Source organism: Aeromonas sobria (genome assembly GCF_050266975.1).
GTDB lineage: Bacteria > Pseudomonadota > Gammaproteobacteria > Enterobacterales > Aeromonadaceae > Aeromonas > Aeromonas sobria_B.
In genome coordinates, this window is the sequence record NZ_JBKISU010000041.1 from 1 (window position 1) to 25792 (window position 25792).

Here is a 25792-nt window from a genome sequence, read left to right on the forward strand (position 1 = left end):
GGCACCGTCATGACCGTTGAGATAGTGAAGAACGACCTGACGTTTGAAGTCGGTCGAGTATTTTTGCTTTCCCATAGAAACGAAGAACCCCTACTCGTTGGGTGTCCAACTTTCGGGGTTCACTTCATTGCGGTGGCTCGTTGGGGAAAAAATGACCCGTTAGTGGCGTTGTTCCAGGTACATGACGGCGGCCTCGACCCGGCTCTGGGCCTCGAGTTTCTTGAGCAGGCTCTTGACGTGTACCTTGACGGTGCCCTCGGAGATATGGAGCACGGAGGCGACCTGCTTGTTGGAGAGGCCCTTCGCAATTTCGCGCAGTATTTGCATTTCGCGACGCGTTAAGCTCTCCAGCTTCTGCTGCAGGTGATCCAGCTCGTAGATGTTCTCCAGATAGGGGCGCAGCGGCTCGCTCAGGATCTGCTGCCCGGTCATCACCTCGCCGAGCTGGGCCAGCAGCGCCTCTGGCTCGGTGTCCTTGAGCAGGTAGCCATCGGCGCCGGCCTTGAGCAGGGCGACCACATCCTGGCGGGCGTCCGACACGGTCAGGATCACCACCCTGGAGGTGATCTCCTCGGCGCGCAGGGCCTTGAGGGTATCCAGGCCGGAGAGGCCCTTCATGTTGAGATCGAGCAGAATAAGGTCCGGTTCGGACGCTTTGGCCATGGCGATGGCATCGGTGCCGTTGGATGCCTCGCCGCATAGTTCCATGTTCTCTTCCAGCGCCAGGAGTTGAACTATCCCCTTGCGCATCAGGGGGTGGTCATCGACCACCAGAACCGTGTATTTCATCTCGTCCATCAGGCATCTCTTGTTAGGCTGGTGGGAAAGGTCAGGTGCACCCGGGTGCCCTTGGGGTGACTGTTGTCGATCGTCAGCTCCCCGTGGAGCTTGCTGGCCCGCTCGTTCATGATGCTGAGGCCATAGTGGTTGATGGCCGAGCGGGCGTCGCCGATCCCGACTCCATCATCGGTGATCTGTATCTGGATGTTACCATCGGCGAGGGTCTCACAGCTAACATCAATCAGTTGCGCGTTGGCGTGTTTGATGGCATTGAGCACTGCCTCACGGATCAGCTGCAGAATGTGGATGTGCTGACCCGCCTCCAGGGTGGCGTGGGCCAGACCGTAATGAAGCCTGATCTCGGCCTGGGTCTGGGGCTTGAGCTGGTCGAGCATGACGCCGATCGCCTCGCCGAGGTTGACATCGCCGATGCTGAGGCGAAAGGTGCCGAGCAGCTCGCGCAACTGGCGGTAGGCGCTGCCGAGCCCCTCGTCTATCTGCTCCATGGCGGCCTGGGTCTTGTCGTTATCCCCCTTGGCGAAGGCCCGTTTGAGCAGGGTGGACTGGATCTTGAGGTAGGAGAGGGCCTGGGCCAGGGAGTCGTGCAGCTCGCGGGCGATGACGGCGCGTTCCTCCATCAGCAGCAGTCGCTGCTGTTGCAACAGGGTCTGATCCTTGTGCAGCACCTGGGCCAGCAGCATGGAGAAGTTCTTCATCAGCCGCTCGTCGATGGGGTGGTGGCCGATGAGGTCGAGGCGGCCAAACTCCCTGTCCCCCATCTGCAGGTCGAAGTGCTCCATGGCCTCGAGATCCCCGGGCCAGCCGCTGCGCCCGGTCAGGTAGACGGGCATGGCGTCGCGCTCGAAGCGGGTCAGGCGGATGTGGGCTATCTGCTGGTGGTCGGCGGCCCTGTCCAGCAATTTTTGCAGGGTATGGCTGCTCAGGGGGGCGGCGTGCAGCTTCTGGGCCGTGGTGTAGAGGAAGGAGAGGGTGTCGTTGGCCTGCTGCAGCTTGGCGGTCTTCTCCTCCACCTTGCTCTCCAGGTCCCGATAGAGCTTGCCAAGCTCGGTGGCCATGATGGCGAAGGCTCCTGACAGCTCCCCCAGTTCGTTGTCACAGTGGGGGGGCAGGGTGAGATCGAACTCCCGGCGCTGGATCTGGCGGGCGCAATGGACCAGCTGATTGAGGGGCGCCACCACCTGCTGGCGGGTGAAACGCACCGTGAACCAGGCGATGGTGATGATGGCGATGAGTCCCAACCCCTCGGCCAGGGCCAACATGCGCACCTTGAACTCCACGTGATACTGCATCTGGTTGACGAAATCATCGATGGCGGCGACGAACGGCTCCGTGTTGTCTATGTAGCCCTGGGGAGTGGCCTGCTCTATGTGGCCGCGCATCAGCTGCCACTGGCGCAACACCTCGCCATAGGTCAGACGCAGGGCCGCCGGGGTGATCCAGCGCTGGGTCTCTTGCAGCTCCTCGGCGTTGAGGGTCTGCTCGAACTGCTCCAGACGCTTGATGGCGGCCTGGCCCTGGCCAATCTCGTAGGCCATGCGATAGGCCTGCATCCGCAGGGAACCCGACAGGTTGATCGCCTTGGCGTCCGGCACCGAATAGAAGAGGGTGACCATGGCCACCAGGGCGATCAGGCTCGCCATGAACAGGATCAGCATCATGGAGCGACCGATGGCGCTGCTGACCGAATGCACTCTGAACCATTGTCCCATGGCGCCACTACCCCCTCGAAATACCCCATAAGTTGCGTGGGAGTGTACTAGAAGTTGTGCTAGCATCGAAAAACTAGATGAACTCCGAGCATTTTCACCTAAGTCTTCGGATAGGGGGGGAATCGCCGACAGCCGAGGTATCGCGCTGTAAGGGTCAGGAAAGAAATGCCCTGGCCTCCCGTATTTGGAAAGGTGTTTATGTTGCCACTCGAAGATGGTTTTTCCCGTCGCTTTTACTATTTGCGCCTGTCGGTCACCGACGTGTGCAATTTTCGCTGTACCTACTGCCTGCCGGACGGCTACCGCCCTGGGGAGGGGCGCAAGTCGTTTCTCTCCCTGGACGAAATCCGCCGCATCGTGTCCGGCTTCGCCGCCATGGGCACCCGCAAGGTGCGCCTGACCGGGGGCGAGCCCTCCCTGCGCCGTGATTTCACCCGCATCATAGAGACGGTGGCCAATACCCCGGGCATCGACAAGGTGGCCATGACCACCAACGGCTATCGCCTGAAGGAGCGGGCGGGCGAATGGCGCGCCGCCGGATTGACGGCCCTCAATGTCAGCGTCGACAGCCTGGATCCGCGCCAGTTTCACCAGATCACCGGCGAGAACAAGCTGGTGGAGGTGATGGCGGGGATAGAGGCGGCCCTCGAGGCGGGTTTCCCCTCGGTCAAGGTCAATGCCGTCTTGCTCAGGGGGCTCAATGACCATCAGCTGGATGCCTTCCTGACCTGGATCCGTGACAAGCCCATCGACCTGCGCTTCATCGAGTTGATGCAGACCGGCGAGATGGACAGCCTGTTTCGCGATCACCACGTCAGCGGCGAACAGATCAAAACGAGGCTGCTGAGTCAGGGGTGGCTCACCCAGCTGCGGGGGGTGGACGATGGTCCGGCCCAGGTGTTCCAGCACCCGGCCTCCCGGGGCCGCATCGGCCTCATCATGCCCTACAGCAAGGACTTTTGCGCCGGCTGCAACCGGCTGAGGGTCTCCTCGGTGGGCAAGCTGCACCTGTGCCTCTTTGGCGAGCACGGGGTGGCGCTGCGGGATCTGCTGGCGGGCGACGATCAGCAGGATGCGCTGATCGAGCGCATCCGCACCGCCCTGCTCGGCAAGGCGGCCACCCATCATCTCCACGAGGGCAATGCCGGCATGACGCCCCACCTCGCCTCCATCGGCGGCTGAGCCAGCGGCGGGTCAGATCGTGAGCCAATCACCTCATTGGGGGTATCCTGCGGGATATCCCCTTCTTGTTATTTGCGCCAAGGGTTTGATCCAGCGCAATAATCCCCCCTGTTTATCCCCCTGGTGGTATATCTCTCCGCTTGTTAAGTCCGCAATATAGACCCACTATCAGAATAGGTATTCGAGATACCCTTCTTCTTTCGCCTGGTGATGCCGGGCTTTCGGGGCTCACAAGGAGTGGATATGTCCGATGGGGTCAACCTGTCACGCCGACACCTGCTACGCGGCCATCTCAAGGCTGCGGCCCCCGCCGTCCAACTGCCCTGGTCACTGCCCTGGTCCGAATTTGTCGCCGATTGCAGCCGTTGTGGCGACTGCCTGAGTGCCTGCCCGGAGCAGATCATCATCAAGGGCGATGGCGGCTTTCCCGCCCTCGACCTTGGCCGGGGCGAGTGCAGCTTCTGCGGTGACTGTGCCAGCGCCTGCCAGGAGCCCCTGTTTCGCCCGAGGGACCAGCGTCCCTGGGACTATATTGCACAGATAACCGAAGGCTGCCTGGCCAATGGCCAGGTCTATTGTCAGCGTTGCCAGGACAGTTGCGAGGCGAGGGCGATCCGCTTTGTCCCCGTCTTGGGGCGTGTCCCCACACCGAGCGTGGATGCGGCCCTGTGCACCGGGTGCGGTGCCTGTGTCGGCGACTGCCCGGTGGGCAGCATCAAGGTGGCCAGCCCGGCCCACAAGGAGCACGAATGAAATCCCATTCCGCCGATGAGCACCCGGAGCAGGAGTATCACGTCTCCAGCCTGGTGGTGCTGACCCAGCCCGTGTTGCGCCATCGGCTCGCCGAGCAGATTGGCGCCCTCGACGGGGCCGAAGTGCATGTGATCAGTGAGGAGGGCAAGCTGGTGGTCACCCTGGAAGGGCCCAGCCAGCGCCCCATCATGGCGGCCATCGATGCCATCCAGGCCATGCCCGGGGTGCTCTCTGCCGGTCTCATCTACCACCAGTTTGATAACAACGATAAGCAATGTGAGGAAATGTCATGAAGCTGAGTCGACGCGACTTTATGAAGGCCAACGCGGTCGCAGCCGCGGCGGCTGTGGCCGGTGTCAGCGCCCCCACCCTGGCGGCGAACCTGATCACCAGTACCGACAAGACCGCCATCACCTGGGACAAGGCGCCCTGCCGCTTCTGCGGTACCGGCTGCTCCGTGCTGGTGGGCTCCCAGGATGGTCGCGTGGTGGCGACCCAGGGGGATCCCGATGCCCCGGTCAACCGTGGCCTCAACTGCATCAAGGGCTACTTCCTGTCCAAGATCATGTATGGCGAGGACAGGCTGACCCAGCCCATGCTGCGCATGACGGATGGCAAGTTCGACAAGAACGGTGACTTTGCTCCCATCAGCTGGGATCAGGCGTTCGACATCATGGCCGAGAAGTTCAAGGCCACCCTCAAGGAGAAGGGACCGAGCGCGGTCGGCATGTTTGGCTCGGGCCAGTGGACCGTGTGGGAAGGCTATGCCGCCGCCAAGCTGATGAAGGCAGGTTTTCGCACCAACAACCTGGATCCCAACGCCCGTCACTGCATGGCCACCGCCGTGGTCGGCTTCATGCGCACCTTCGGCATGGACGAGCCCATGGGCTGCTACGACGACATCGAGCAGGCCGACGCCTTCGTGCTGTGGGGCTCCAACATGGCGGAGATGCACCCCATCCTCTGGTCGCGCATCTCGGATCGCCGCCTCTCACACCCGGATGTGCAGGTGCACGTGCTCTCCACCTTCGAGCATCGCAGCTTCGAGCTCGCGGACAACGGCCTGGTGTTCACGCCCCAGACCGATCTCGCGATCCTCAACTACATCGCCAACTACATCATCCAGAACGACAAGGTGAACTGGGAGTTCGTCAACAAGCACACCCAGTTCCGCAAGGGGGTCACCGACATCGGCTACGGCCTGCGTCCGACTCACCCGACCCAGCAAAAAGCCAAGAACCCGGACAGCGGCGACTCCACCCCCATGAGCTTCGACGACTTCGCGAAATTCGTGGCGGATTACGACGTCGACTCTGTCTCCAAGCTCTCCGGCGTCCCCAAGGACAAGCTCGAAAAACTGGCCCAGATCTATGCCGATCCGGACAAGAAGGTGGTCTCCTACTGGACCATGGGCTTCAACCAGCACACCCGTGGCGTCTGGGCCAACAACCTCTGCTACAACATCCACCTGCTGACCGGCAAGATCTCCACCCCGGGCTCGGGTCCCTTCTCCCTGACCGGCCAACCCTCTGCCTGCGGCACCGCCCGGGAAGTGGGCACCTTCGCCCACCGCCTGCCGGCCGACATGGTGGTCACAGACCCGAAACACCGCGCCATCGCCGAGAAGATCTGGAAACTGCCGGAAGGCACCATCCCCGAGCAGGTGGGTTATCACGCCGTGCTGCAAAACCGCATGCTCAAAGACGGCAAGCTCAACGCCTACTGGGTGATGTGCAACAACAACATGCAGGCCGGTCCCAACATGAACGAGGAGGGGCTGCCCGGTTATCGCAACCCGGCCAACTTCATCGTGGTGTCCGACCCTTACCCGACCGTCACTGCCCAGGCGGCCGACCTCATCCTGCCCACCGCCATGTGGGTGGAGAAAGAGGGGGCCTATGGCAACGCCGAGCGCCGCACCCAGTTCTGGCACCAGCAGGTGAAGGCGCCGGAAGGGGCCAAGTCCGATCTGTGGCAGCTGATGGAGTTCGCCAAGCGCTTCACCGTGGAAGAGGTGTGGCCGGCCGAACTCATCGCCAAGCAGCCCGAGCTCAAGGGCAAGACCCTGTTCGAGGTGCTCTACGCCAACGGCCAGGTCAATCAGTTCCCGAAAGAGCAGAGCAAGGGGGCGCTCAACGACGAGGCCGACCACTTCGGCTTCTACGTGCAGAAGGGATTGTTCGAGGAGTACGCCTCCTTCGGTCGCGGCCACGGCCACGATCTGGCGCCGTTCGATCAGTACCACGAGGCGCGCGGCCTGCGCTGGCCCGTGGTGGACGGCAAGGAGACCCTGTGGCGCTATCGCGAAGGGTTCGACCCCTATGTGAAGGCCGGGGAGGGGGTGAAATTCTACGGCAAACCCGACGGCAAGGCGGTCATCTTCGCGCTGCCCTATGAGCCCGCCGCCGAGGCGCCGGACCAGGAGTTCGACATGTGGCTCTCCACCGGCCGCGTGCTGGAGCACTGGCACACCGGCACCATGACCCGTCGGGTGCCCGAGCTCTATCGCGCCTTCCCGGATGCGGTGCTCTTCATGCACCCGGAAGATGCCAAGGCCCGTGGCGTGCGCCGTGGCGAAGAGGTGATCGTCGCCTCCCGCCGGGGCGAGGTGAAGACCCGGGTCGAGACCCGCGGTCGCAACCGCCCGCCCAAGGGCCTGGTGTTCATGCCCTTCTTCGATGCGAGCCAGCTGGTCAACAAGCTGACCCTGGATGCCACGGATCCACTGTCGAAAGAGACGGATTACAAGAAGTGCGCGGTCAAGGTCGTCAAGGTCTGAGGCGGGGGAGCGCGAGATGAGTCGTAGTCGCCGCCAGTTTCTGGCCGACATGGCCAAGGGGGCCTGTTCGGTAGGCTTGCTGGGTGTCGGTCTGGGCGGCGTGGCGCGCCAGCAGGTGCAGGCGGTGCCTGCCCAGGCACTGCGCCCGCCGGCGGCCTTGGACGAGGCCGAGTTCCTCGCCGCCTGCGTGCGCTGCGGGCTCTGCGCCGAGGCCTGCCCCTACGACACCCTCAAGCTCGCCCGGCTGTTTGATCCCGTGACCACGGGCACGCCCTTTTTCAAGGCGCGCAACGTCCCGTGCGAGATGTGTGATGACATTCCTTGCGTGGCGGCCTGTCCGAGCGGGGCACTGGATCCGGCCATGACCGACATCGATCAGGCGCGCATGGGGGTGGCGGTGCTCATCGATCACGAGACCTGCCTCAACTATCTGGGGCTGCGCTGCGATGTCTGCTACCGGGTCTGCCCCCTGATAGACGAAGCCATCACCCTCGAGCTGCAACACAACCCGCGCACCGGCAAGCACGCCATGTTCCTGCCGACGGTGCACAGCGATCTGTGCACCGGCTGTGGCAAGTGCGAGCACGCCTGCGTACTGGAGACGGCGGCCATCAAGGTGGTGCCCCGCCAGCTTGCCAAGGGGGAGCTGGGCCATCACTACCGGCTCGGTTGGGAAGAGAAAGAGAAGGCGGGCAAGTCCCTCATCGGTGAGCGGCTCACCCTGCCCACTCGCAGACCGGAGGGGTTATGAGTCGTTATCCGGGACAAGAGGCCAGGGCACGCCTCGGTTGGTGGCGGTCGCACCGCTTCCTGCTGCTGCGTCGCCTCAGCCAGTTTGGCGTGCTGGGGCTCTTCCTGCTGGGGCCCCTGGCGGGGGTCTGGATCCTCAAGGGCAACCTCTCCAGCTCGCTGTTGCTGGAGACGGTGCCGCTCACGGATCCGCTGACTCTGCTGCAATCGGTGGCGGCGGGCCATTGGCCCATCACCACTCTCTGGATCGGGGCTGGCCTGGTGCTCGCCGGGTACTGGCTGGTCGGGGGGCGAGTGTTCTGCTCCTGGGTCTGTCCGGTCAACCTCGTTACGGACGCTGCCGCCTGGGCCAGGGCCCGGCTCGGACTCAAGGGCAACGGCCAGTTCAAGCGCAATACCCGCTACTGGCTACTGGCCATGGTGTTGGTGGTGCCCGCCGTCACGGGCGTGCTGGTGTGGGAGCTGGTCAATCCGGTGTCGCTGACCCTGCGCGGTCTGCTGTTTGGCATGGGGGCGGGCTGGGGTCTGCTGGCGGTGCTGTTCCTGTTTGATCTTTTCGTGGTGGAGCGGGGCTGGTGTGGTCATCTCTGTCCGGTGGGGGCCTTCTATGCCCTGGTCAACCGGGTCGGGTTCATCAAGATTGCCGCCTCGGGACGCGAACGGTGCAGCAGCTGCATGGATTGTTATGCGGTCTGCCCGGAGCGCCCCATCCTGCGCGGTCCCGTTCACGGAGCCAGGCGCGGTCACGGGCCCTTGATTGCGGCTCAAGAGTGTACCAACTGTGGCCGCTGCATCGATGTCTGCGCGGAACAAGTCTTTGAAATCACTGTAGGTTTTGCCGTCAAGGCAGAGAAAACGTCGGAGAACACATAATGAAAAAGCTGATTGGAGCAATGCTGGCCTGCCTGATGGCGGGCTCCTTGATGGCCGCAGTCCCCGAGATCACCAACAGCACGGGGGGGATCAAATCTGAGCGGGGGAGTACGGATCTGGTTACGGAAGCTGATGCCGCCCCCTTGAAGAACTTTCGCAAGGATGGGGATCTCTACGATCGCCAGTACATGCATCAGCCGCCGCTGATCCCCCACGATACCCGCAACTATGAAGTGGATACCAAGGTCAACAAGTGCCTGGCCTGTCACAGCTTCAAGAATGCTAGCAAGATGAAGGCGCCCAAGATAAGCCCGACGCACTTCGAGACCCGCGACGGCATGACCCTGGGTGAAGTGTCGCCTCGCCGCTACTTCTGCCTGCAGTGTCACGTGCCGCAGGCGGATGCCAAGCCGCTGGTGGAAAATACGTTTAAACCAGTTGAAGCGCTGAACTGAGGAGCCAACTAGATGAAATTACCTGGCTTTATCCAGCGTCTGTGGACCACCTTCAAGTCACCGTCGAAGGCGGCCCTCTGGGTGCTGTTGCTGATGGGCTTCTTCGGCGGCGTCATCTTCTGGGGCGGTTTCAACACCGCCATGGAAGCCTCCAACACCGAGAAGTTCTGCACCGGCTGTCACGAGATGAAGGACAACGTCTTCGTGGAGTACCGTGACACCATCCACTATGCCAACCGCTCCGGGGTGCGCGCCAGCTGCCCCGATTGCCACGTACCTCACGAATGGACCTACAAGATCATTCGCAAGGTGCAGGCCTCCAAGGAGCTGTGGGGCATGATCACCGGCAAGGTGGACACCCGCGAGAAGTTCGAGAGCCATCGCCGGGAGATGGCGGAGCGGGAGTGGAAGCGGATGAAAGACACGGATTCGCGTGAGTGCCGCAACTGCCACAACTTCGAGTACATGGACTTCTCCCTGCAAGGCAAGCGGGGGGCCCAGATGCACTCCACCAGCCTGGCCAGCGGCGAGAGCACCTGCATCGATTGCCACAAGGGGATAGCGCACCAGCTGCCCGACATGACAGGGGTCAAGGGATTCTGATCCCGAGTCCCCGGAGCAAGAGGCCGGTTCTTCCGGCCTCTTCTCATGGTCCCCCTGAATCGAGCCCGCCTCGGACGGGGGTTGGCCCCTAGACGAAACTCCCCCTTTCCCACCAACCTTTGTTAGAATCGGCGACTCGCCCGGCGCAAGCGGGCCGCCTTCTATGCAGTAACGGAGTCAGACCATGGCACAACATAACCGGACTTTTCTTCCCCTCAACATTGCCGTTCTGACGGTGTCGGACAGCCGCACCGCCGCCGATGACAGCTCGGGCGACTATCTGGTCGGCGCCCTGACCGAGGCCGGTCACCGGCTCGCCGATCGCGCCCTGCTGGCCGACAACCTGTTCCGGATCCGGGCCCAGGTGAGCCAGTGGATTGCCGATGAAGGGGTGCAGGTGGTGCTTATCAACGGCGGCACCGGCTTCAACGAGCAGAACCGGGTGCCCGAGGCGGTCGGCGTGCTGTTCGAGCGCACTGTGCAGGGCTTTGGCGAGCTGTTTCGCCAGCTCTCCTTCGCCGAGATAAAGGGCTCGGCCATGCAGAGCCGCGCCCTGGCGGGACTCGCCAATCGCACCCTGATCTGCTGCCTGCCGGGCTCCACCGGCGCCTGCCGGCTCGGCTGGGAGCAGCTCATTCGGGATCAGCTGGACGCCCGCACCCAGCCGTGCAACTTTGTCTCCCACCTTTGAACGTCATCCCTGGGGAAAGCCGATGAACCTGACCCATCTCAACCAGAGCGGTGAGGCCCACATGGTGGACGTGACCGACAAGCAGGTGACCGAGCGTGAAGCCCGCGCCGAAGCCTTCGTGACCATGGCCCCCGCCACCCTGGCGCTGATCCTCGGCGGTCAGCACCACAAGGGGGACGTGTTCGCCACCGCCCGCATCGCCGGCATCATGGCGGCCAAGAAGACCGCCGATCTCATTCCCCTCTGCCACCCCCTGGCTCTGACCCGGGTGGAGGTGGAGATTGAGCCCCAGCCCGAGCACGACAGGGTCCATATCCGCACCCTCTGCAAGCTGTCCGGCAAGACAGGGGTGGAGATGGAGGCGCTCACCGCGGCGTCCGTGGCGGCGCTGACCATCTACGACATGTGCAAGGCGGTGCAAAAGGACATGGTGATAGAGCAAGTCAGGCTGGTGGAGAAGAAGGGCGGCAAGTCCGGTCACTTCCAGCTGGGGTCGGGCGCAGGAGAGAAAGCATGATCAAGGTACTGTTTTTTGCACAAGTACGTGAGCTGGTGGGCTGCGACGAACTCAGCCTGCCCAGCGATTACGCCAGTGCCGACGCCCTTCGCGCGGCCTTGTGCGAGCGGGGCGACAAGTGGGCCTTGGCGCTGGAATCGGGCAAGCTGCTGGTGGCGGTCAACCAGACCCTGGTGCCGCTCGAGACGCCGCTCAAGGATGGCGATGAAGTCGCCTTCTTCCCCCCGGTGACCGGAGGCTGAGCCATGAGCGACGCAGCAATCACCAATCGCATTTTGGTGCAGCGGGCCGATTTCTCCCTCGGTGATGAATACCAGCGGCTCGCAGCTCGTCACGACAGCGGTGCCATCGTCACCTTCGTCGGCAAGGTGCGCGACTTCAATCAGGGGGAGGAGGTTTTGGGGCTCTCCCTCGAGCACTACCCCGGCATGACCGAGAAGGCGCTGGCGGACATAGTCGCTGAGGCCCGTGGCCGCTGGCCGCTGCAAGAATGCACCCTCATTCACCGCATCGGCGATCTGCTGCTCGGGGATCAGATCGTGCTGGTGGCGGTGAGCAGCGCTCACAGGGACGCCGCGTTCGAGGCTTGCCACTTCATCATGGATTTTTTGAAGACCCGGGCCCCCTTCTGGAAAAAAGAGCTGACCGCCGAGGGGGGGCAACGCTGGGTCGAGGCCAAGGAGAGCGATGATGCTGCCGCCGCTCGCTGGCAACAAACGCCATAGCCGACCGATGACAGGCGAGTGCCATCACCTGCTTCGGGTACGCCGAAGCCTCAAGGAGACAGGGAATGAAGAAACAGTTGTCCGTGGTCTTGCTCGGTCTGGTCGCCGGCGCCTTGCACAGCGGGGCCGCTCGGGCCGATGAAGTCAAGGTGGCCGTGGCCGCCAACTTCAAGGGGACCCTGGAGCGCATTGGCAAGGCATTCACCGCCAAGACCGGCCACAGGGTCGTCATCAGCTCGGCCGCCACCGGGGTGCTCTACACCCAGATAAGCCACGGCGCCCCGTTTGATCTCTTCCTCTCCGCCGACGTGGTCACCCCGCAAAAACTCGAAGCGCAGGGCAAGGGGAGCAGTCGCTTCACCTACGCCATCGGCCAGCTCGGCCTGTGGCAAAAGGGGGGGCCTGCCCCTGACGAGGCCACCTTGCGCAGCTGGCAGGGGGAGCTGGCCATCGCCAACCCCAAGACAGCCCCCTATGGCGCCGCCGCCATGGCCACCCTGGAGAGCCTCAAGATAGATCCCAAACAGTACCGTCTGCTGACCGGCACCAACATCGGCCAGACCTGGCAGTTCGTCGACACCGGCAATGCGAAGCTGGGCTTCGTCGCCTGGGCCAATCTGGTGGACGCCGGTAAAACCGGCGAAGCCTGGGCGGTGCCGGCCAGTTTCCATCCCCCCATCGAGCAGCAGGCCCTGGTGCTGAAGAAAGGGGAGGCGGTGGATGCCCTGGTAGCCTGGCTCAAGGGCCCGGGCCAGGAGCAGATCGAGGCCGCGGGCTATGCCTTGCCGCAATGATGGCATGGATGCCTATCTCCCATGACCACTGGCCGGCCTCAGGGCCGGCCACGCTTTGCAATGAGGATGCATAACATGTTGCTGCTCGCACCAGGGAAGGATATGCCCCATGAGTGAAGGGGATCTGCTGGCGGTCTGGCTTACCCTCAAGCTGGCGGCCAGTACCACCGCCATCCTGCTGCTGCTGTCGCCGCCGCTCGCCTGGTGGCTGTCGCGCAGCCAGCACCGACTGCGGCCGCTGGTGGAGGCCCTGGTGGCGCTGCCCCTGGTGTTGCCGCCCACCGTGCTCGGCTTCTATCTGCTGCTCGCCTTCTCGCCGGAGTACGGCCTCGGCGCCTGGTGGCGGCAGAGCTTCGGGACACCGCTCGCCTTCAGCTTCCTCGGCCTGCTGTTTGCATCCATCCTCTATTCGCTCCCCTTCGTGGTGCAGCCGCTGACCTCCGCCTTCGTCAACATGGGCAACAAGGAGCTCGAGGCCGCCGCCACCCTGGGGCTGGGGCCCCTTGAGCGCTTCTTTCAGATCATCCTGCCCATGACGCTGCCGAGCTTCGTGATGGCGGCGGCGCTGGGCTTTGCCCACACCCTGGGGGAGTTTGGCGTGGTGCTGATGATAGGGGGCAACATCCCGGGGGAGACGCAAGTGCTCTCCATCGCCCTGTTTGATCACGTGGAAGCCATGGATTATCAACAGGCCCACCTGCTGGCGGGGGGGCTGATGGGCTTCTCCCTGGTGATGCTGGTGCTGGTTTACGGCGTCTTGCAGCGTCGGCAGCGGAGGTTGTTCGGATGAACCTTCACCTTAACACCCAACGCCGGTTTGGTGGCTTCACGCTCGACTGCGATCTCACGCTGCCCCTCGGTGGCATGCTCGGCCTGTTTGGCCCCTCGGGCTGCGGCAAGAGCACCCTGCTGCGCATCATCGCCGGGCTGGACCGTGCCCCCTCGGACGCCCTGCGCTGGCAGGGGCGGGATCTGGCGGCCCTGCTGCCGGAGGCGCGCCGCATCGGGCTGGTGTTCCAGGACGCCCGCCTCTTCCCCCATCTGACGGTGCTCGGCAACCTGCAGCTGGCGGCGGGCAAGGGGCGAGGGCGCTGGCAGCCCGAGGCGCTGGCGATGCGGCTCGGTTTTGCCGATCTGCTGGGGCAGCCTGCCCACGCCCTCTCGGGCGGCCAGCGTCAGCGGGTGGCCCTGGGGCGGGCCCTGCTGGCCGAGCCCGACCTGCTGCTGCTCGATGAACCCTTCTCGGCGCTCGACAGCCGCAGCCGCATCCATCAGGCCCACGTGCTCAAGGGGCTGCAGCGCGAGAGCGGCATCCCCATGATCTTCGTGAGCCACGCCATGGAGGAGGTGAGCCTGCTCTGCGATCAGCTGGTGCTGCTGGCGGATGGCAGGCTGGAGGCCCAGGGCAGGCCGAGCGAGATCTTCGCCCGCACCGACCTCTCCCTGGCCAGTCGCGACGATGTGGGGGTCATGCTGTCGGCGACCCTGGCCCACTACGACGACGAGGAGCAGATGGCGACCCTGCAACTGGGGGAGCAGACCCTGATGGTCACCATGGAGCATGCCCCCGACGAGGCGGGACCCCTGCAGATCAAGGTGGCGGCGCGGGATCTGGTGATCGCCACCGCCCCTATCGCGCACTCCAGCCTCTCCAACTGCCTGGTGACCCGACTGCGCGAGCTGAGGGAGGTGAGGCCTGGGCAAACCCTGTTGCAGTTGGGGCTGGGGCAGCAGATACTGCTGGCCCGGATCACCAGCCGCTCCGCCAAACGGCTGGCGCTGGCGCCAGGGCAGCAGATATACGCCTACATCAAGGCGGTGAGCCTGGTGGGAGAGGGCTGAGGGGGGGATCGCCACAGCCCGGGCAGGAGGGCCGTCGGTGGCCGCTATCGAATGGAGAGGGAGAGCGCGGGTGCGTCGCAATCAGGTAATGAAATCCCATGGCTTGGCCTTGCGCAGTGCGGGGGAGGGCCCCTTGCTGCTCTTGCTGCACGGCCTTGGCTCCTCCAGTCTCGACTGGCAGGCCCAGATCGAGCACTTCTCCCACGGCTACCGGGTGGTGGCCCTGGACCTGCGCGGCCACGGCCAGAGCAGGCAGGAGGGGCCCTTCGACGTGCCCACCCTGGCGGCGGACGTGGCCCGCTGGCTCGAGGAGCAGCCCGGCCCCGCCTGGGTGGTGGGGCTCTCGCTCGGGGCCATGGTGGCCCTGGAGCTGGCGCTGCAACTGCCAAGCAAGGTGAGCGGCCTGGTGCTGGTCAACGGTTTCAGCGAATTTCTGCTGGAGACGCCGAAAGAGCAGGAGCGCTATGCCATGCGCCTCAAGTGGCTGCGCTGGTTTGGCATGCGGCCACTGGCCTGGTGGCTGGGGCGCGAGCTCTTCCCCGGCCCCAAGCTCGCCCGGGTGCGCCGCACCTTTCGGCTGCGCTTCGTGCAGAGCAACAGGAAGAAGACCTACAAGGCGCTGCTCGGCGCCCTGCCCGGCTGGTCGGTGCGCGCCCGCCTTGGCGCCATCTGGCAGCCGGTGGCCATCATCTCCACCAGTCACGACTACCTGCCGCTGGCCAAGCGGGTGGAGCAGTTTGCCGCCCTGCCCAACGCCACGGTGCACACGCCCCAGGGCCATCACGCCTGGCCGGCGGAGGATCCTTCGAGGTTTAATGATTTGCTTCAACGGATTTTAGAAAGCCATTAGACTTGTCGCCTTTATAACCCGTGTATGTAGTGGTCCGATCGCCTTGGCTTGGCAGGGTACAAGGCAATCGGACCATGCTGTCTGCCCTACCCATAGGTGTTTCCCATATGTCTGAAGTAATGAAGATGGCCATCGATGATGGCTCGACCAACGTCAAGGTCAGCTGGATCGACAACAAGACGCTCAAGACCATCATCTCCCCCAACTCCTTTCGCAAGGATTGGAAAAGCGCCGCATTGCGCAAAGACAAGAAGATCTATAACTACGAGATAGGCAATACCAAGTACACCTATGACGCCACCTCGGACAAGTCCCTGGCCACCACCCACGTGGAGTACCAGTACGACGATCTGAACCTGCTCTCCGTGCACCACGCCTTGCTGCAGACCGGGGTGACCCCCTGCGACGTGGCCATCACCGTCACCCTGCCCATCACCGAGTTCTACCACCCGGACGATTGCCAGCGCAACGAGGAGAAGATCGAGAAGAAGCGGCGCAATCTGCTGCGGGCCATCAGCCTCAACAAGGGGGAGCTGTTCAACATCGTCAGCGTCGAGGTGATGCCGGAGAGCCTGCCTGCGGCCCTCTCCCGCCTGATTGGCTCTGGCTGCAACGAGTTCACCAGGACGCTGGTAATCGACTGCGGTGGCACCACCCTGGACATGGGGATCATCGTCGGCGAGTTTGACGATGTCTCCGATGTGTACGGCAACAACGAGATAGGCGTCTCCATGGTGACCGACGCGGTGCGCAAGGCCCTGGCGGCGGCGGACAGCGACTCCAGCTATCTGGTGGCCAACGAGTTCATCAAGCGTCGCCACGACATGAGCTTCGTGCGGGACGTGGTCAACGACGAGAGCCAGATCCCCAAGATCCTCGAGAAGGTGCAAAACAAGATTGACGAGCTGGGCAGCCAGGTGGCCCACGAGGCGAAGAAGTTCGCCAAGCACCCGAACCGTGTCTATCTGGTGGGCGGCGGCGCGTCGCTTATCTTTGATGCCATCAAGGCCGCCTACCCGACCCTGGGCGAGCGGGTCGAACTGCTGGACGATGCCCAGTCCGCCCTGGCCCGGGAGATCTGCCTCTATACCACGGAAGAGGAGGAGGTCTACCGCGAGGCGCCCCAGCTGGCCGAGGTTGCGGATGAGTAGTCAGCTCAAGCGCATGACCTTCTCCATCTACATGGATCCGGGTGCGCTGGAGTCTGATCGCTATGCGGTAGGGGTACTGCAGAACTGGTATCAGCGGGCGCGCAAGATCCAGGATGGCAGCGAGGAGTTCGACTTCTCCAAGAGCCGCTTTCACAAGGACATCTACCTGTCCGGCATGTTCCTGTATGTGCTGGCCCCCAACCTGTGCAAGGCGATTGCCAATGCCCTGGGGCCCGAGCAGGTGAGCCTGACCACGCTGCGTCACGCCTTCGCCAGCTGTGGTTTCCATCTGGGGGAGGGGGCGAGCCCCGGCGCGACGGACAGCCTGATCGACGAAATCGTGGCCAGATTGGCCCCCCAGCTTGGTCAGGACAACAGTGCCCGCATGGTGGAGGAGATAGTGAGCCGCCTCGGCGAGCAGCAGCCCACCGAGCTGTGGGATGAGCTGAGGCAGGGGCTGCCGGCTCCCCTTGACCACGATCTGCTGGCCGATGCCATCGTCGGCCGAGCCCGATCTGGCGCCCCTTGCCGGCAGCCTGCAACTGCTCTCCCGCCAACTGGAGGAGCAATCGCGGCTTATCCGCGAGCAGCACCGGCTGATCCAGCGACTGGCCAGCGCCCCCGGCCGTCAGGGGGGCCCGCAGACGAGGCAGAGCCGCTGATCGAGGATCTCTCGAGCCAGGTGGCCAACATGAAGAAGGTCAAGGCCAAGGGGATCTTCTAGTGTTTTCCTGCATGACCAAAACAAAAAGCCGAACCCCTGGGTTCGGCTTTTTCATGGGGGTGTCGCTCAGGGCCGGGAGCAGATCGGGCAGTCCGGGCGCTTGGGCAGGGTCAGCTCGCGAAAGCGACCGCTGAGGCCGTCGATCATCAGCAGGCGGCCGCTATGGCTCTTGCCCATGCCCGCCAGCAGCTTGATGGCCTCCAGGGCCTGCAGGCTGCCCACCAGCCCCACCATGGGGGCCAGGATCCCCGCCTCGACGCAGCTCAGGGCCTGCTCGCCAAACAGCGAGCTCAGGCAGGCGTAGCAGGGCTCGTCCTCCTGCCAGGTGAAGCTGCACAGCTGTCCCTCCAGCCGGATGGCGGCGCCGCTGACTAGGGGCACCCGGTGCTGGCGGGCACGCTGGTTGAGCAGGTTGCGGATGGCGACGTTGTCGGTACAGTCGAGCACCAGCTGGTGGCTGGGCAGCAGGGCATCGAGCAGGGCCTCATCGGCGAGTCGGGCATGGGTCTTCACCTCGAGCCAGGGGTTGAGGCCCCGCAGAGTCTCGGCCGCCGAGTCCACCTTGTACATGCCGATGCGCCCGTCGCTGTGCAGCACCTGGCGCTGCAAATTGGAGAGCTCCACCTTGTCAAAATCCACCAGGGTGAGCTGGCCCACCCCGGCCACCGCCAAATACTGGCTGGCGGCGCAGCCCAGGCCTCCGGCCCCTATCACCAGCACCCGGGCCTGCTTAAGCGCCTCCTGCCCCTCGAAGTCGAAGGACTTGAGCACTATCTGGCGGTTGTAGCGCAGAAGCTCGGCGTCGCTCAGGATCTCGCTCACAGCAGCAGGCTCCCGAACGGTTCGACGGTGACGGTTTCACCCGCCGCCACCTTGCCGCGCGCCTGCTCGAGCACGATGTAGCAGTTGGCCCGGGACAGGGAGCTGAACACGGCAGAGTCTTGGGAGCCGGTGCTGCGCACCTCGAGGCCGTTCGGGCCCTGGCTCAATATGCCGCGCTGGAAATCGAGCCTCCCGGGAGATTTTTTCAGCGGGGTGGTGACGGTGGCGGTGAGGGAGAGGGGACGCTGGAAATGGATCCCGGCGAGCCGTGCCAGGGCCGGTTGCACCAGTTGATCGAAGGTGACCATGGCGGAGACCGGGTTGCCCGGCAGGCCAAAGAACCAGGCCTGGCTCAGGCGGCCGAAGGCGAACGGCTTGCCCGGCTTGATGGCGAGCTTCCAGAAGCCGATTTCGCCGAGCTCTTCGAGCAGCTGCTTGGTGAAGTCCGCCTCGCCCACCGAGACACCCCCCGTGGTGATGAGGACGTCGGCCTCGCGGTCGGCCTGGAGGAAGGCGGCGCGCAGGGCGGCAGGGTCGTCGGGGATGATGCCCAGATCCAGACATGCTATGCCCATGCGGGCCAGCATGGCCTTGACCCCGTAGCGGTTGGAGTCGTAGATGTCCCCGTGCTGGAGCGGGGTGCCCAGAGGCTTGAGCTCGTCCCCCGTGCTGAAGATGGCGACCCTTAAGGGGCGGCGCACCGTGACGTTCGCGATGCCAAGGGAGGCCAGCAGCGGCAGCTCCCGGGGGGTGAGCCGGGTGCCGGCGCCGAGCACGCTGGCCCCCTCGTGGATATCTTCCCCGCGGCGACGGATGTTCTGGCCGGGGAAGGGGGAGGTCAGGAAAGTGATCCCGTTGTCGCTCGCCTGCGTTTCTTCCTGCATCACCACGGCATCCGTGCCCGGGGGCACGGGGGCGCCGGTCATGATGCGGATGCAGTGACCCGCCGGCCACTCGCCCTCATAGGGCTGGCCGGCGAAGGCCTTGCCTGCGACCAGGAGCGGAGCGCCCGCGGCGAGATCCGCCAGGCGCACGGCATAGCCGTCCATGGCGGCGTTGTCGAAGGGGGGCACCGAGAGGGGGGAGAGGATGTCCCTGGCCAGCACCCGGTCAAGGGCCTCGGTCAGGGGCACGGGCTCGGCCTCGCAGCGGCAGTCGAGCCGGGCCAGCATGCCTTGCAGTGCATCCTCCAGGGTGCGCAGTGCGCCGTTATCAAATCCCATCGTCATGACCTCTTGGGTAAGGAAAACTGTGGTGTGGGGGGATTATCCCAAAATCCCCCCCGAATGGGCAGGCGATCGGGGCAGTAAAACACCTCGTATTAACATAAAGTCAGGGCATGGGGCGCAGTTGACTTGAAATATGAGGCCAATCGCCGTTTACTATGCCGCCACAAGCCCTGTGGGTCATACCATTCCCTCTGCGTGGGAGAGAGACAAGATGATGAGCTTAAGTCAGGAAGCCTTGCTGGTCAGGGAAGCCCTGGTGGCCGAAGGGCTGGAGACCCCTCTGGTCGCCAATGCGCTGAACAGTCAGCAAAAAAAGGAGAAGATCGAGGGCCACATGCGGTCCATCATGGAGACGCTGGGGCTTGATCTGTCCGATGACAGTCTGGCCGAGACGCCGCACCGCATCGCCAAGATGTACGTGAACGAGATCTTCTCCGGCCTCGATTACGCCAGCTTCCCCAAGGTGACGGTGATCGAGAACAAGATGAAGGTGGACGAGATGATCATGGTCAAGGACATCAGCCTGACCAGCACCTGCGAGCACCACTTCGTCACCATAGACGGGCTGGCCCATGTGGCCTATATCCCCCGTGGCAAGGTGATCGGCCTCTCGAAGATCAACCGCATCGTCCAGTTCTTCGCCCGCCGTCCCCAGGTGCAGGAGCGGCTGACCCAGCAGATCCTGCTGGCGTTGCAGACCCTGCTCGGCACCAAGGATGTGGCCATCAGCATAGCCGCGACCCACTATTGCGTGAAGGCGCGCGGGGTGATGGACTCCACCTCCTACACCACCACCACCTCCCTGGGGGGGGTGTTCAAGACTCAGCCAGATACTCGCGCCGAGTTCCTGGCCGGCCTGAAAGGCTAGGCCAGCTGACACGAGGAGGAGGGCATGCCCTCCTCGGTTTTTTCTGCCTCTCCCTCCTTTTTTCCGCCGCCTTCCCCGGCACGGCTTGTCGCCTGTCCCAAGGATCCTGGCCCTCGGGGCGGGCTCATGCTCGCCGTTTGAAAAAAACGGTTAAGGGATCCGGACCGGCGGTCGATATAACAGCCCTGTGCCCGGCTCCCCGAGTCCGGACACGGGTTGAGCGGCAAGACCGAGTCCATGGACAGGGTCTGCCACTTGCCGTCATGCTCGCCTCGCTCCCTCGGGATAGGGAGTCAGCAAGGCTGGACGCGCAACCAGGGATGGGGGTCACCACCACACGAGCCAGGAAGGCACAGACAGGACGAGCGACATCTGTTTCCCCACTTCCAGGACACATCATGAACACCAGTACCATGACCATTGGCAAGAAACTCAGTGCGGGTTTTGCCGTGCTCGGCCTGATGATCGCCTTCATCGGCGGCGCCTCCCTGTTGGAGTTCAGCAAGATGAACCGGGCCGCCATCGGCTTCACCGACAGCATATTGCCCGCGGTCGTTCGCACCAGCGCCATCGGTGATCGCATCAATGAGTTGCGTCGCTATGAGTTGGGCTTCTTCCTGGTGGCCTCGGATCCGCAGAAGAAAGCGGAGTATCGCAGTGAAACCGCCCGCAGCTTTGAGCTGGTCACTCAGCAGCTGGCCCAGCATGACACCACCATCTGGGCGGAGGACGTGGAAGAGCGCCGCACCTTCGACACCGTCAAGGCCGACTGGGCCCGCTACGCGGCCCTGCACCAGCGGGTGAAACAGCTGCAGGAGAGCGACCAGCTGGCCGCCGCCCAGCAGCTCTTCATGAGCGAAGGGATCCCGCTCTACGGCAACCTGGCCAAGTCGGTCAATGAGCTCATCCAGATCAACCACGGCTATGCCAAGGGATCGCGCAAGGAGGTGGTCGAGGCCTATGACTCCGCCAAGCTCATCGTCACCCTGGCCCTGCTGATCGGCCTGGCGCTGGTGGTTGGCCTCTCCGTGGTGTTGACCCGCCAGATCCGCGACCCCCTCATCATGCTGGCCCGTCAGGCCCAGCGCATCGCCAATGGCGACCTGGGACGTGACGAGCTGCAGGAGTGGATCCAGGGCAAGCGCTTCAATCGGGACGAGCTGGGCCAGCTTGGCTCGGCCATCCATCGCATGCAGGAGGCCCTGGCCAATCTGGTGAGCGAGATAGCGGGCTCGGTGAGCCAGCTCAGCAGTGCGGTGGAGGAGGTGAGCGCCATCTCCGAGCAGTCCGCCAGCGGCATGGCCCGCCAGCAGAGCGAAGTGTCCCAGGTGGCCACCGCCATGAACGAGATGCAGTCCACCGTCAATGAGGTGGCCCGCAACACCACGGACGCCATGAGCGCGGCCAAGGATGCCTCCCGCACCTCCACCCAGGGCAACCAGGTGGTGCGCGGCGCCATCGGCAGCATAGAGCAGGTCTCCCGCCAGATAGAGCAGGCGGGCACTGTGGTGGCCCAGCTGGAGGCGGACAGCGCCAACATCAGCATGGTGCTGGACGTCATTCGCGGCATCGCCGAGCAGACCAATCTGCTGGCCCTCAATGCCGCCATCGAGGCGGCCCGGGCTGGCGAGCAGGGACGCGGTTTTGCCGTGGTGGCGGACGAGGTGCGCAGTCTGGCCCAGCGCACCCAGGCCTCCACCGCCGAGATCAGCAAGATGATCGAGGTGTTGCAGGAGCGCACCGCCGAAGCGGGCAACGCCATGCAGCTGAGCCGCCAGCAGATGCAGGAGAGCGTCGGACTGGCACGGGAGGCGGGGAGCAGCATCGACAGCATCAACGGCGCCGTCACCCAGATCTCCGACATGAACACCCTGATCGCCACCGCCACCGAAGAGCAGAACGCGGTGACCGAGGAGCTCAACCGCAGCATAGTGAACATCCACAATGCCGCCGACGAGAACGCCCAGGGTGCCCAGCAGACCGCCCAGGCCTGCGTCGAGCTGAGCAAGCTGGCCAACACCCTGCACCATATGACCCAGCGCTTCACCCTCTAAATCCCGCAGCATGGATGACAACCAGGCCCCGCCCATCGGCGGGGCCTTGTTGTTTCTGGCGTATTGCTTGGGGCTGACGATGTCGCCGTCAGTTCAGGCCCGTTATCTCGCCGCTATCGATATGGCGGGGCAGGCTACCGGTGCGGTTATCAGCTCAAGCCGATTATCTCGCCGTTCTCGTCGATATGGATATGGCGCTCAGGGAGGGCAGCCTCCAACAGTCTCTTCAGCTCAGGCCCACTATCTCCCTGTCGTCATCGATGTCGATATGGCGGTTGGGGAGGGCAGGCTGCCAGCCGGCGCGTCAGCTCAAGCCAATGATCTCGCCGTCGTCATCGATATCCATATGGCGATAAGCGGGCAGGGCCCCCAGACCCGGCATGGTCATGACGGGGCCCGCCAGGGCATAGACGAAGCCCGCCCCGGCGCACAGGGTCAGGGAGTGGATGGGCAGCTCGAAGTCGGTGGGGACCCCCTTCCTGGCCGGATCATGGCTCAGGGAGAGCGGGGTCTTGGCGATGCAGACTGGCAGATGATCCCAGCCCGCCGCGGACAGGGCTGCCAGTTGCTGGCGCGCCCGATCCGAGAGGGCGACGCCGCGCCCGCCATAGCCGCACTCCACCAGGGTGGCGAGCTTGGCGGCCAGGGGCAGGGCATCGGGGTAGAGTCGCTGGGCATTTGCCTGCCCACGCCCGGCCCGCTCGCAGGCGGCCACCAGGGTCTTGGCCAGGGTGCCGGCCCCCGGCCCCCCCTGGCTGAAGGCATCCGAGATGGCCACCTCGGCCCCCGCATCCCGGGCGGCGGCAAGCACCATGGCCAGTTCGGCCTCGCTGTCGCTGGGGAAGCGGTTGAGGGCCACCACCACGGGCACACCATAACGGCGGGCGTTGTCGATATGCCAGACCAGGTTGGCGCAGCCCTGCTTGAGGGTCGGCAGGTCTTCCTGCGCCAGGCAGGCCGGCAGCGGCTGGCCCGGGCGAATGTCCAGCAGGCCGCTGTTGGCCTTGAGACCGCGTACCGTGGCCACCAGCACCACGGCGTCGGCGGCAAGCCCGGATTGGCGGCGCTTGATGTTGAAGAACTTCTCCAGCCCCATGTCGGAGCCAAAACCCGCCTCCGTCACCACGTAATCGGCCAGGTGCAGGGCGAGGCGATCGGCGATGACCGAAGAGTTGCCATGGGCGATGTTGGCAAAGGGGCCCGTGTGCACCAGCACCGGGGTTTGCTCCGTGGTCTGCATCAGGGTGGGCTTGAGGGCGTCTTTGAGCAGTACCGTCATGGCGCCGGCCACCTCCAGTTGCTCTGTGGTGATGGGCTGGCCCCGGGTATCGAGGGCGAGCTGGATGCGGCCGATGCGCGCGCGCAAGTCTCTCAGATCGCTGGCCAACGCCAGGATGGCCATCAGCTCGGAGGCGGCGGTGATGACGAAGCGATCGGCGCGGCTCACCCCGTCGGCGGGGTCGCCCTGGCCGAGGGTGAGGTGGCGCAGGGCCCTGTCGTTGATGTCCAGGGCCCGGGGCCAGAGGATGTTGGCCGGGTCTATGTCGAGGCGCGAGAGGCCGGTGCTGGCCGTGAAGTCGGCGCCGAGCCGGGTCTCGTGGAACAGGCGGGCATCCAGGGCCGCGGCGGCCAGGTTGTGGGCCGCGGTGACGGCGTGAAAATCCCCGGTCAGATGCAGGTTCATCGCCTCCATGGGGACCACCTGGGCCATGCCACCCCCGGCGGCACCCCCCTTGACGCCAAACACCGGGCCCAGGCTCGGCTGGCGTATGGTGGCGATGCTGGACTGGCCTATGTGGTTGAGGCCCATGGAGAGGCCGATGGTCGTCACCGTCTTGCCTTCGCCCAAGGGGGTCGGGGTGATGGCGCTGACCAGGACAAGCCGGCCCGCCTTGCGCGCCTCCTGGCGCAGCAGGGCGGGATCCAGCTTGGCCATGTGCGGGCCCTGGAGGGAGAGGCAGGCCGGATCGATGGCGAGGCGTTCTGCCAGGGTGGTCACGGGCAGGCGGGGGGACTGGCGGGAGATCTCGATATCGCTTAGCATCAGCACCTCGTTGGCATGGACGTTTGACTATGCGACGGAGTCTAGAGGAACCAAGAGGTCAGGCCAATGAGCAATAACATCTTATCCCGGGTTCGGGCCCCCATGCGGGAGCCGGTCGCCTTCGACCTCAATGCCCTCTATCACCCTCCCAAACGGCCCCTGACCGCCCTTGGCATCGTCAGCGCCGTCATGCCGCTGTTCGGCTTTGGCTGGCAGGCGATGACGGCGGATCCCGAGGGGCACTTTCGCTTCGAGGTGGAGCGGCGCGTCAATCGCAACCGCCGCGACGAGGCCAACCTTGTCCTGATGCTGCAACTGGCCGCCCTGCACGACTGCGCCGCTCTGACGGTGACGCTGCCCTATGCCCTCAAGGCGTCCCAACTGGCACAGATCCAGGCCAGGCTGCCGCGCTGGCAGATCCGGTGCGATGGCACCCTGTTGCAGGCCCGCTCAGGGGCGGCGTCCTAGCCTCTCCCCAGCCCGGCTGTGGCCAGTCCCGGTTCTGATGCCAGTTCTGATGGGCTGGCGAGATGCTGCGGGCCCTGCCCATCATGGTTGTGGTCTGTCCCCGTACTGATGAGCTGGCGAGATGCAGCGAGCCCTGCCCATCATGGCTGTGGTCTGTCCCAATAGTGGGGGGCGAGATAGCGCTCCTGCACGAATTCGATAAAGCAGCGCACCTTGGCCGAGACGAAGCGGCGGTGCGGATAGAGGGCGTAGAGCCCCACCTCCCCCTTGTCCCATTCGGGCAGCAGTGACACCAGTTTCCCCTCCCGCAGTGCATCCCCGACGATGAAGGTGGGCTGCAATATGATGCCCTGATGGTCACAGGCGGCCCGGGTCAGGGCCACCCCGTTGTTGGCGCGAAGGGGCCCCTGGGGGCGCACGCTCACCTGCTCGCCAGCGCGCGTGAAGACCCAGTCAGGCTGGGTCAGGGTGTAGATGAGGCAGTCGTGCTCCTTGAGATCCTCCGGGGTCTTTGGGTTGCCCCTGCGCGCCAGGTAGTCCGGGCTGGCGCATACCTCGAGCCGCATGTTGGCCAGGGGCCTGGCCACCAGGGAGGAGTCCGGCAGATTGCCGATGCGCAGCGCCAGATCGAAGCCCTCTTCCACCAGGGCGACCCGCCGATCGCTGTACTCTATCTCCAGCTTGAGCTCGGGGAAGCGGGCACGGAACAGCGGCAGGGCGGGGGAGAGGTGCAGGTAGCCAAAATCCATGGGCACCGACAGCTTGAGGGTGCCCTGGGGCTGCTGGTTGTTGCGGGTGAGCTGGCTGTGGGTCTCCTCCAGCTCCGCCAGCAGCGCCAGGGAACGCTGGTAGTAGAACTGGCCCGCCTCGGTGGGGTTGACCTGGCGGGTGGTGCGCGACAGCAGCCGGGTGGAGAGGGACTCCTCCAGTTGCTGCATCAGCTTGGAGGTCATGGCGACCGAGATGCCGAGCTGGGCGGCGGCTCAGAGATCCCCTCATTTTTAGAGACTCAAATAATTCCAAGTGTGCGGGTATATAAGCGGTGTTGCTTCAGGTAGTAGATAAATTTATCCATCAACAAGACCGCATTGGTTTCTTTCATTTTAGG

General features: G+C 64.3%; 26 protein-coding genes, 1 pseudogene and 1 riboswitch. Of the genes and pseudogenes, 21 read left to right on the forward strand and 6 right to left on the reverse strand.

Annotation, left to right across the window (positions count from 1 at the left end; genetic code table 11):
* Positions 1-159: 159 nt before the first annotated feature.
* On the reverse strand, positions 160-798 hold the full coding sequence (gene narL / locus ACLHZ1_RS18630; RefSeq protein WP_041996255.1) for a two-component system response regulator NarL: 639 nt from the start codon (positions 796-798) through the stop codon (positions 160-162).
* Positions 798-2510, reverse strand: coding sequence for a nitrate/nitrite two-component system sensor histidine kinase NarQ (gene narQ, locus ACLHZ1_RS18635; protein ID WP_427263280.1), 1713 nt, complete (start codon positions 2508-2510; stop codon positions 798-800). The genes narL and narQ overlap by 1 nt, the downstream gene beginning before the upstream one ends.
* A gap of 70 nt (positions 2511-2580) precedes the next feature.
* Positions 2581-2721, forward strand: a riboswitch (molybdenum cofactor riboswitch).
* Here narQ and moaA point away from each other — a divergent pair.
* The 18 genes from moaA (at position 2709) to ACLHZ1_RS18725 (ending at position 17199) form a co-directional block, all read left to right on the forward strand.
* The gene (gene moaA / locus ACLHZ1_RS18640) at positions 2709-3692 is read left to right on the forward strand and encodes a GTP 3',8-cyclase MoaA (protein ID WP_427263281.1); all 984 of its coding nucleotides are present in this window, start codon (positions 2709-2711) and stop codon (positions 3690-3692) included. (Overlaps the previous riboswitch by 13 nt.)
* A gap of 243 nt (positions 3693-3935) precedes the next feature.
* Positions 3936-4445 carry a ferredoxin-type protein NapF gene (napF, locus tag ACLHZ1_RS18645; RefSeq protein ID WP_427263282.1) on the forward strand — a complete coding sequence of 170 codons (510 nt, stop codon included), beginning with the start codon at positions 3936-3938 and terminating at the stop codon, positions 4443-4445.
* Positions 4442-4738: a chaperone NapD gene (locus ACLHZ1_RS18650; RefSeq protein WP_427263283.1), complete on the forward strand. Its 297-nt coding sequence runs from the start codon at positions 4442-4444 to the stop codon at positions 4736-4738. The genes napF and ACLHZ1_RS18650 overlap by 4 nt, the downstream gene beginning before the upstream one ends.
* Positions 4735-7224, forward strand: coding sequence for a nitrate reductase catalytic subunit NapA (gene napA, locus ACLHZ1_RS18655; protein WP_427263284.1), 2490 nt, complete (start codon positions 4735-4737; stop codon positions 7222-7224). The genes ACLHZ1_RS18650 and napA overlap by 4 nt, the downstream gene beginning before the upstream one ends.
* A 16-nt stretch (positions 7225-7240) precedes the next feature.
* Entirely contained in the window at positions 7241-7975 is a 735-nt protein-coding gene (gene napG, locus ACLHZ1_RS18660; protein WP_427263285.1) for a ferredoxin-type protein NapG, read from the forward strand.
* Positions 7972-8847 (forward strand): quinol dehydrogenase ferredoxin subunit NapH, encoded by an 876-nt coding sequence (napH, locus tag ACLHZ1_RS18665; RefSeq protein WP_427263286.1) that lies wholly within the window; start codon positions 7972-7974, stop codon positions 8845-8847. The genes napG and napH overlap by 4 nt, the downstream gene beginning before the upstream one ends.
* Positions 8847-9302 carry a nitrate reductase cytochrome c-type subunit gene (locus ACLHZ1_RS18670; protein WP_427263287.1) on the forward strand — a complete coding sequence of 152 codons (456 nt, stop codon included), beginning with the start codon at positions 8847-8849 and terminating at the stop codon, positions 9300-9302. Before napH ends, ACLHZ1_RS18670 begins: the two co-directional genes overlap by 1 nt.
* Before the next feature lie 12 nt (positions 9303-9314).
* Positions 9315-9905: a cytochrome c3 family protein gene (locus ACLHZ1_RS18675; protein WP_427263288.1), complete on the forward strand. Its 591-nt coding sequence runs from the start codon at positions 9315-9317 to the stop codon at positions 9903-9905.
* Between the two features lie 184 nt (positions 9906-10089).
* Positions 10090-10596 (forward strand): molybdenum cofactor biosynthesis protein B, encoded by a 507-nt coding sequence (gene moaB / locus ACLHZ1_RS18680; RefSeq protein ID WP_427263289.1) that lies wholly within the window; start codon positions 10090-10092, stop codon positions 10594-10596.
* A 22-nt stretch (positions 10597-10618) separates the two neighbouring features.
* A complete protein-coding gene (gene moaC / locus ACLHZ1_RS18685; protein WP_427263290.1) occupies positions 10619-11113 on the forward strand; it encodes a cyclic pyranopterin monophosphate synthase MoaC in 495 nt (164 codons plus the stop codon).
* The gene (moaD, locus tag ACLHZ1_RS18690) at positions 11110-11355 is read left to right on the forward strand and encodes a molybdopterin synthase sulfur carrier subunit (RefSeq protein WP_427263291.1); all 246 of its coding nucleotides are present in this window, start codon (positions 11110-11112) and stop codon (positions 11353-11355) included. Before moaC ends, moaD begins: the two co-directional genes overlap by 4 nt.
* Before the next feature lie 3 nt (positions 11356-11358).
* Positions 11359-11838 (forward strand): molybdopterin synthase catalytic subunit MoaE, encoded by a 480-nt coding sequence (moaE, locus tag ACLHZ1_RS18695; RefSeq protein ID WP_427263292.1) that lies wholly within the window; start codon positions 11359-11361, stop codon positions 11836-11838.
* A gap of 65 nt (positions 11839-11903) precedes the next feature.
* On the forward strand, positions 11904-12632 hold the full coding sequence (gene modA / locus ACLHZ1_RS18700; protein ID WP_427263293.1) for a molybdate ABC transporter substrate-binding protein: 729 nt from the start codon (positions 11904-11906) through the stop codon (positions 12630-12632).
* A 109-nt stretch (positions 12633-12741) separates the two neighbouring features.
* Positions 12742-13422 carry a molybdate ABC transporter permease subunit gene (modB, locus tag ACLHZ1_RS18705; protein WP_427263294.1) on the forward strand — a complete coding sequence of 227 codons (681 nt, stop codon included), beginning with the start codon at positions 12742-12744 and terminating at the stop codon, positions 13420-13422.
* Positions 13419-14474 carry a molybdenum ABC transporter ATP-binding protein gene (gene modC, locus ACLHZ1_RS18710; RefSeq protein WP_427263295.1) on the forward strand — a complete coding sequence of 352 codons (1056 nt, stop codon included), beginning with the start codon at positions 13419-13421 and terminating at the stop codon, positions 14472-14474. Before modB ends, modC begins: the two co-directional genes overlap by 4 nt.
* A 70-nt stretch (positions 14475-14544) precedes the next feature.
* Positions 14545-15324 carry an alpha/beta fold hydrolase gene (locus ACLHZ1_RS18715; RefSeq protein WP_427263296.1) on the forward strand — a complete coding sequence of 260 codons (780 nt, stop codon included), beginning with the start codon at positions 14545-14547 and terminating at the stop codon, positions 15322-15324.
* 107 nt (positions 15325-15431) lie between these two features.
* Positions 15432-16475: a plasmid segregation protein ParM domain-containing protein gene (parM, locus tag ACLHZ1_RS18720; protein WP_427263297.1), complete on the forward strand. Its 1044-nt coding sequence runs from the start codon at positions 15432-15434 to the stop codon at positions 16473-16475.
* Positions 16468-17199 carry a hypothetical protein gene (locus ACLHZ1_RS18725; protein WP_427263298.1) on the forward strand — a complete coding sequence of 244 codons (732 nt, stop codon included), beginning with the start codon at positions 16468-16470 and terminating at the stop codon, positions 17197-17199. The genes parM and ACLHZ1_RS18725 overlap by 8 nt, the downstream gene beginning before the upstream one ends.
* Before the next feature lie 66 nt (positions 17200-17265).
* Here the strand turns inward: ACLHZ1_RS18725 and moeB are convergent, their stop codons facing one another.
* Entirely contained in the window at positions 17266-18021 is a 756-nt protein-coding gene (gene moeB / locus ACLHZ1_RS18730; protein ID WP_427263299.1) for a molybdopterin-synthase adenylyltransferase MoeB, read from the reverse strand.
* Complete coding sequence (gene moeA / locus ACLHZ1_RS18735; RefSeq protein WP_427263300.1) at positions 18018-19244, reverse strand: molybdopterin molybdotransferase MoeA; 1227 nt, start codon at positions 19242-19244, stop codon at positions 18018-18020. The genes moeB and moeA overlap by 4 nt, the downstream gene beginning before the upstream one ends.
* Positions 19245-19461: 217 nt before the next feature.
* Between moeA and folE the strand changes: the two genes are divergently transcribed.
* Together folE and ACLHZ1_RS18745 are read left to right on the forward strand one after the other, a co-directional pair.
* Positions 19462-20118, forward strand: a complete 657-nt coding sequence (gene folE / locus ACLHZ1_RS18740) for a GTP cyclohydrolase I FolE (RefSeq protein ID WP_427263301.1) — start codon at positions 19462-19464, stop codon at positions 20116-20118.
* A gap of 398 nt (positions 20119-20516) precedes the next feature.
* Positions 20517-22172, forward strand: coding sequence for a methyl-accepting chemotaxis protein (locus ACLHZ1_RS18745; RefSeq protein ID WP_427263302.1), 1656 nt, complete (start codon positions 20517-20519; stop codon positions 22170-22172).
* Between the two features lie 304 nt (positions 22173-22476).
* Here the strand turns inward: ACLHZ1_RS18745 and ACLHZ1_RS18750 are convergent, their stop codons facing one another.
* On the reverse strand, positions 22477-24216 hold the full coding sequence (locus ACLHZ1_RS18750) for a formate--tetrahydrofolate ligase (protein WP_427263303.1): 1740 nt from the start codon (positions 24214-24216) through the stop codon (positions 22477-22479).
* A 66-nt stretch (positions 24217-24282) separates the two neighbouring features.
* Between ACLHZ1_RS18750 and ACLHZ1_RS18755 the strand changes: the two genes are divergently transcribed.
* Positions 24283-24684, forward strand: coding sequence for a hypothetical protein (locus ACLHZ1_RS18755; RefSeq protein WP_427263304.1), 402 nt, complete (start codon positions 24283-24285; stop codon positions 24682-24684).
* A gap of 140 nt (positions 24685-24824) precedes the next feature.
* Here ACLHZ1_RS18755 and ACLHZ1_RS18760 read toward each other — a convergent pair.
* Positions 24825-25667, reverse strand: a pseudogene (locus ACLHZ1_RS18760) (LysR family transcriptional regulator); the annotation flags it as partial.
* Between the last annotated feature and the right edge of the window lie 125 nt (positions 25668-25792).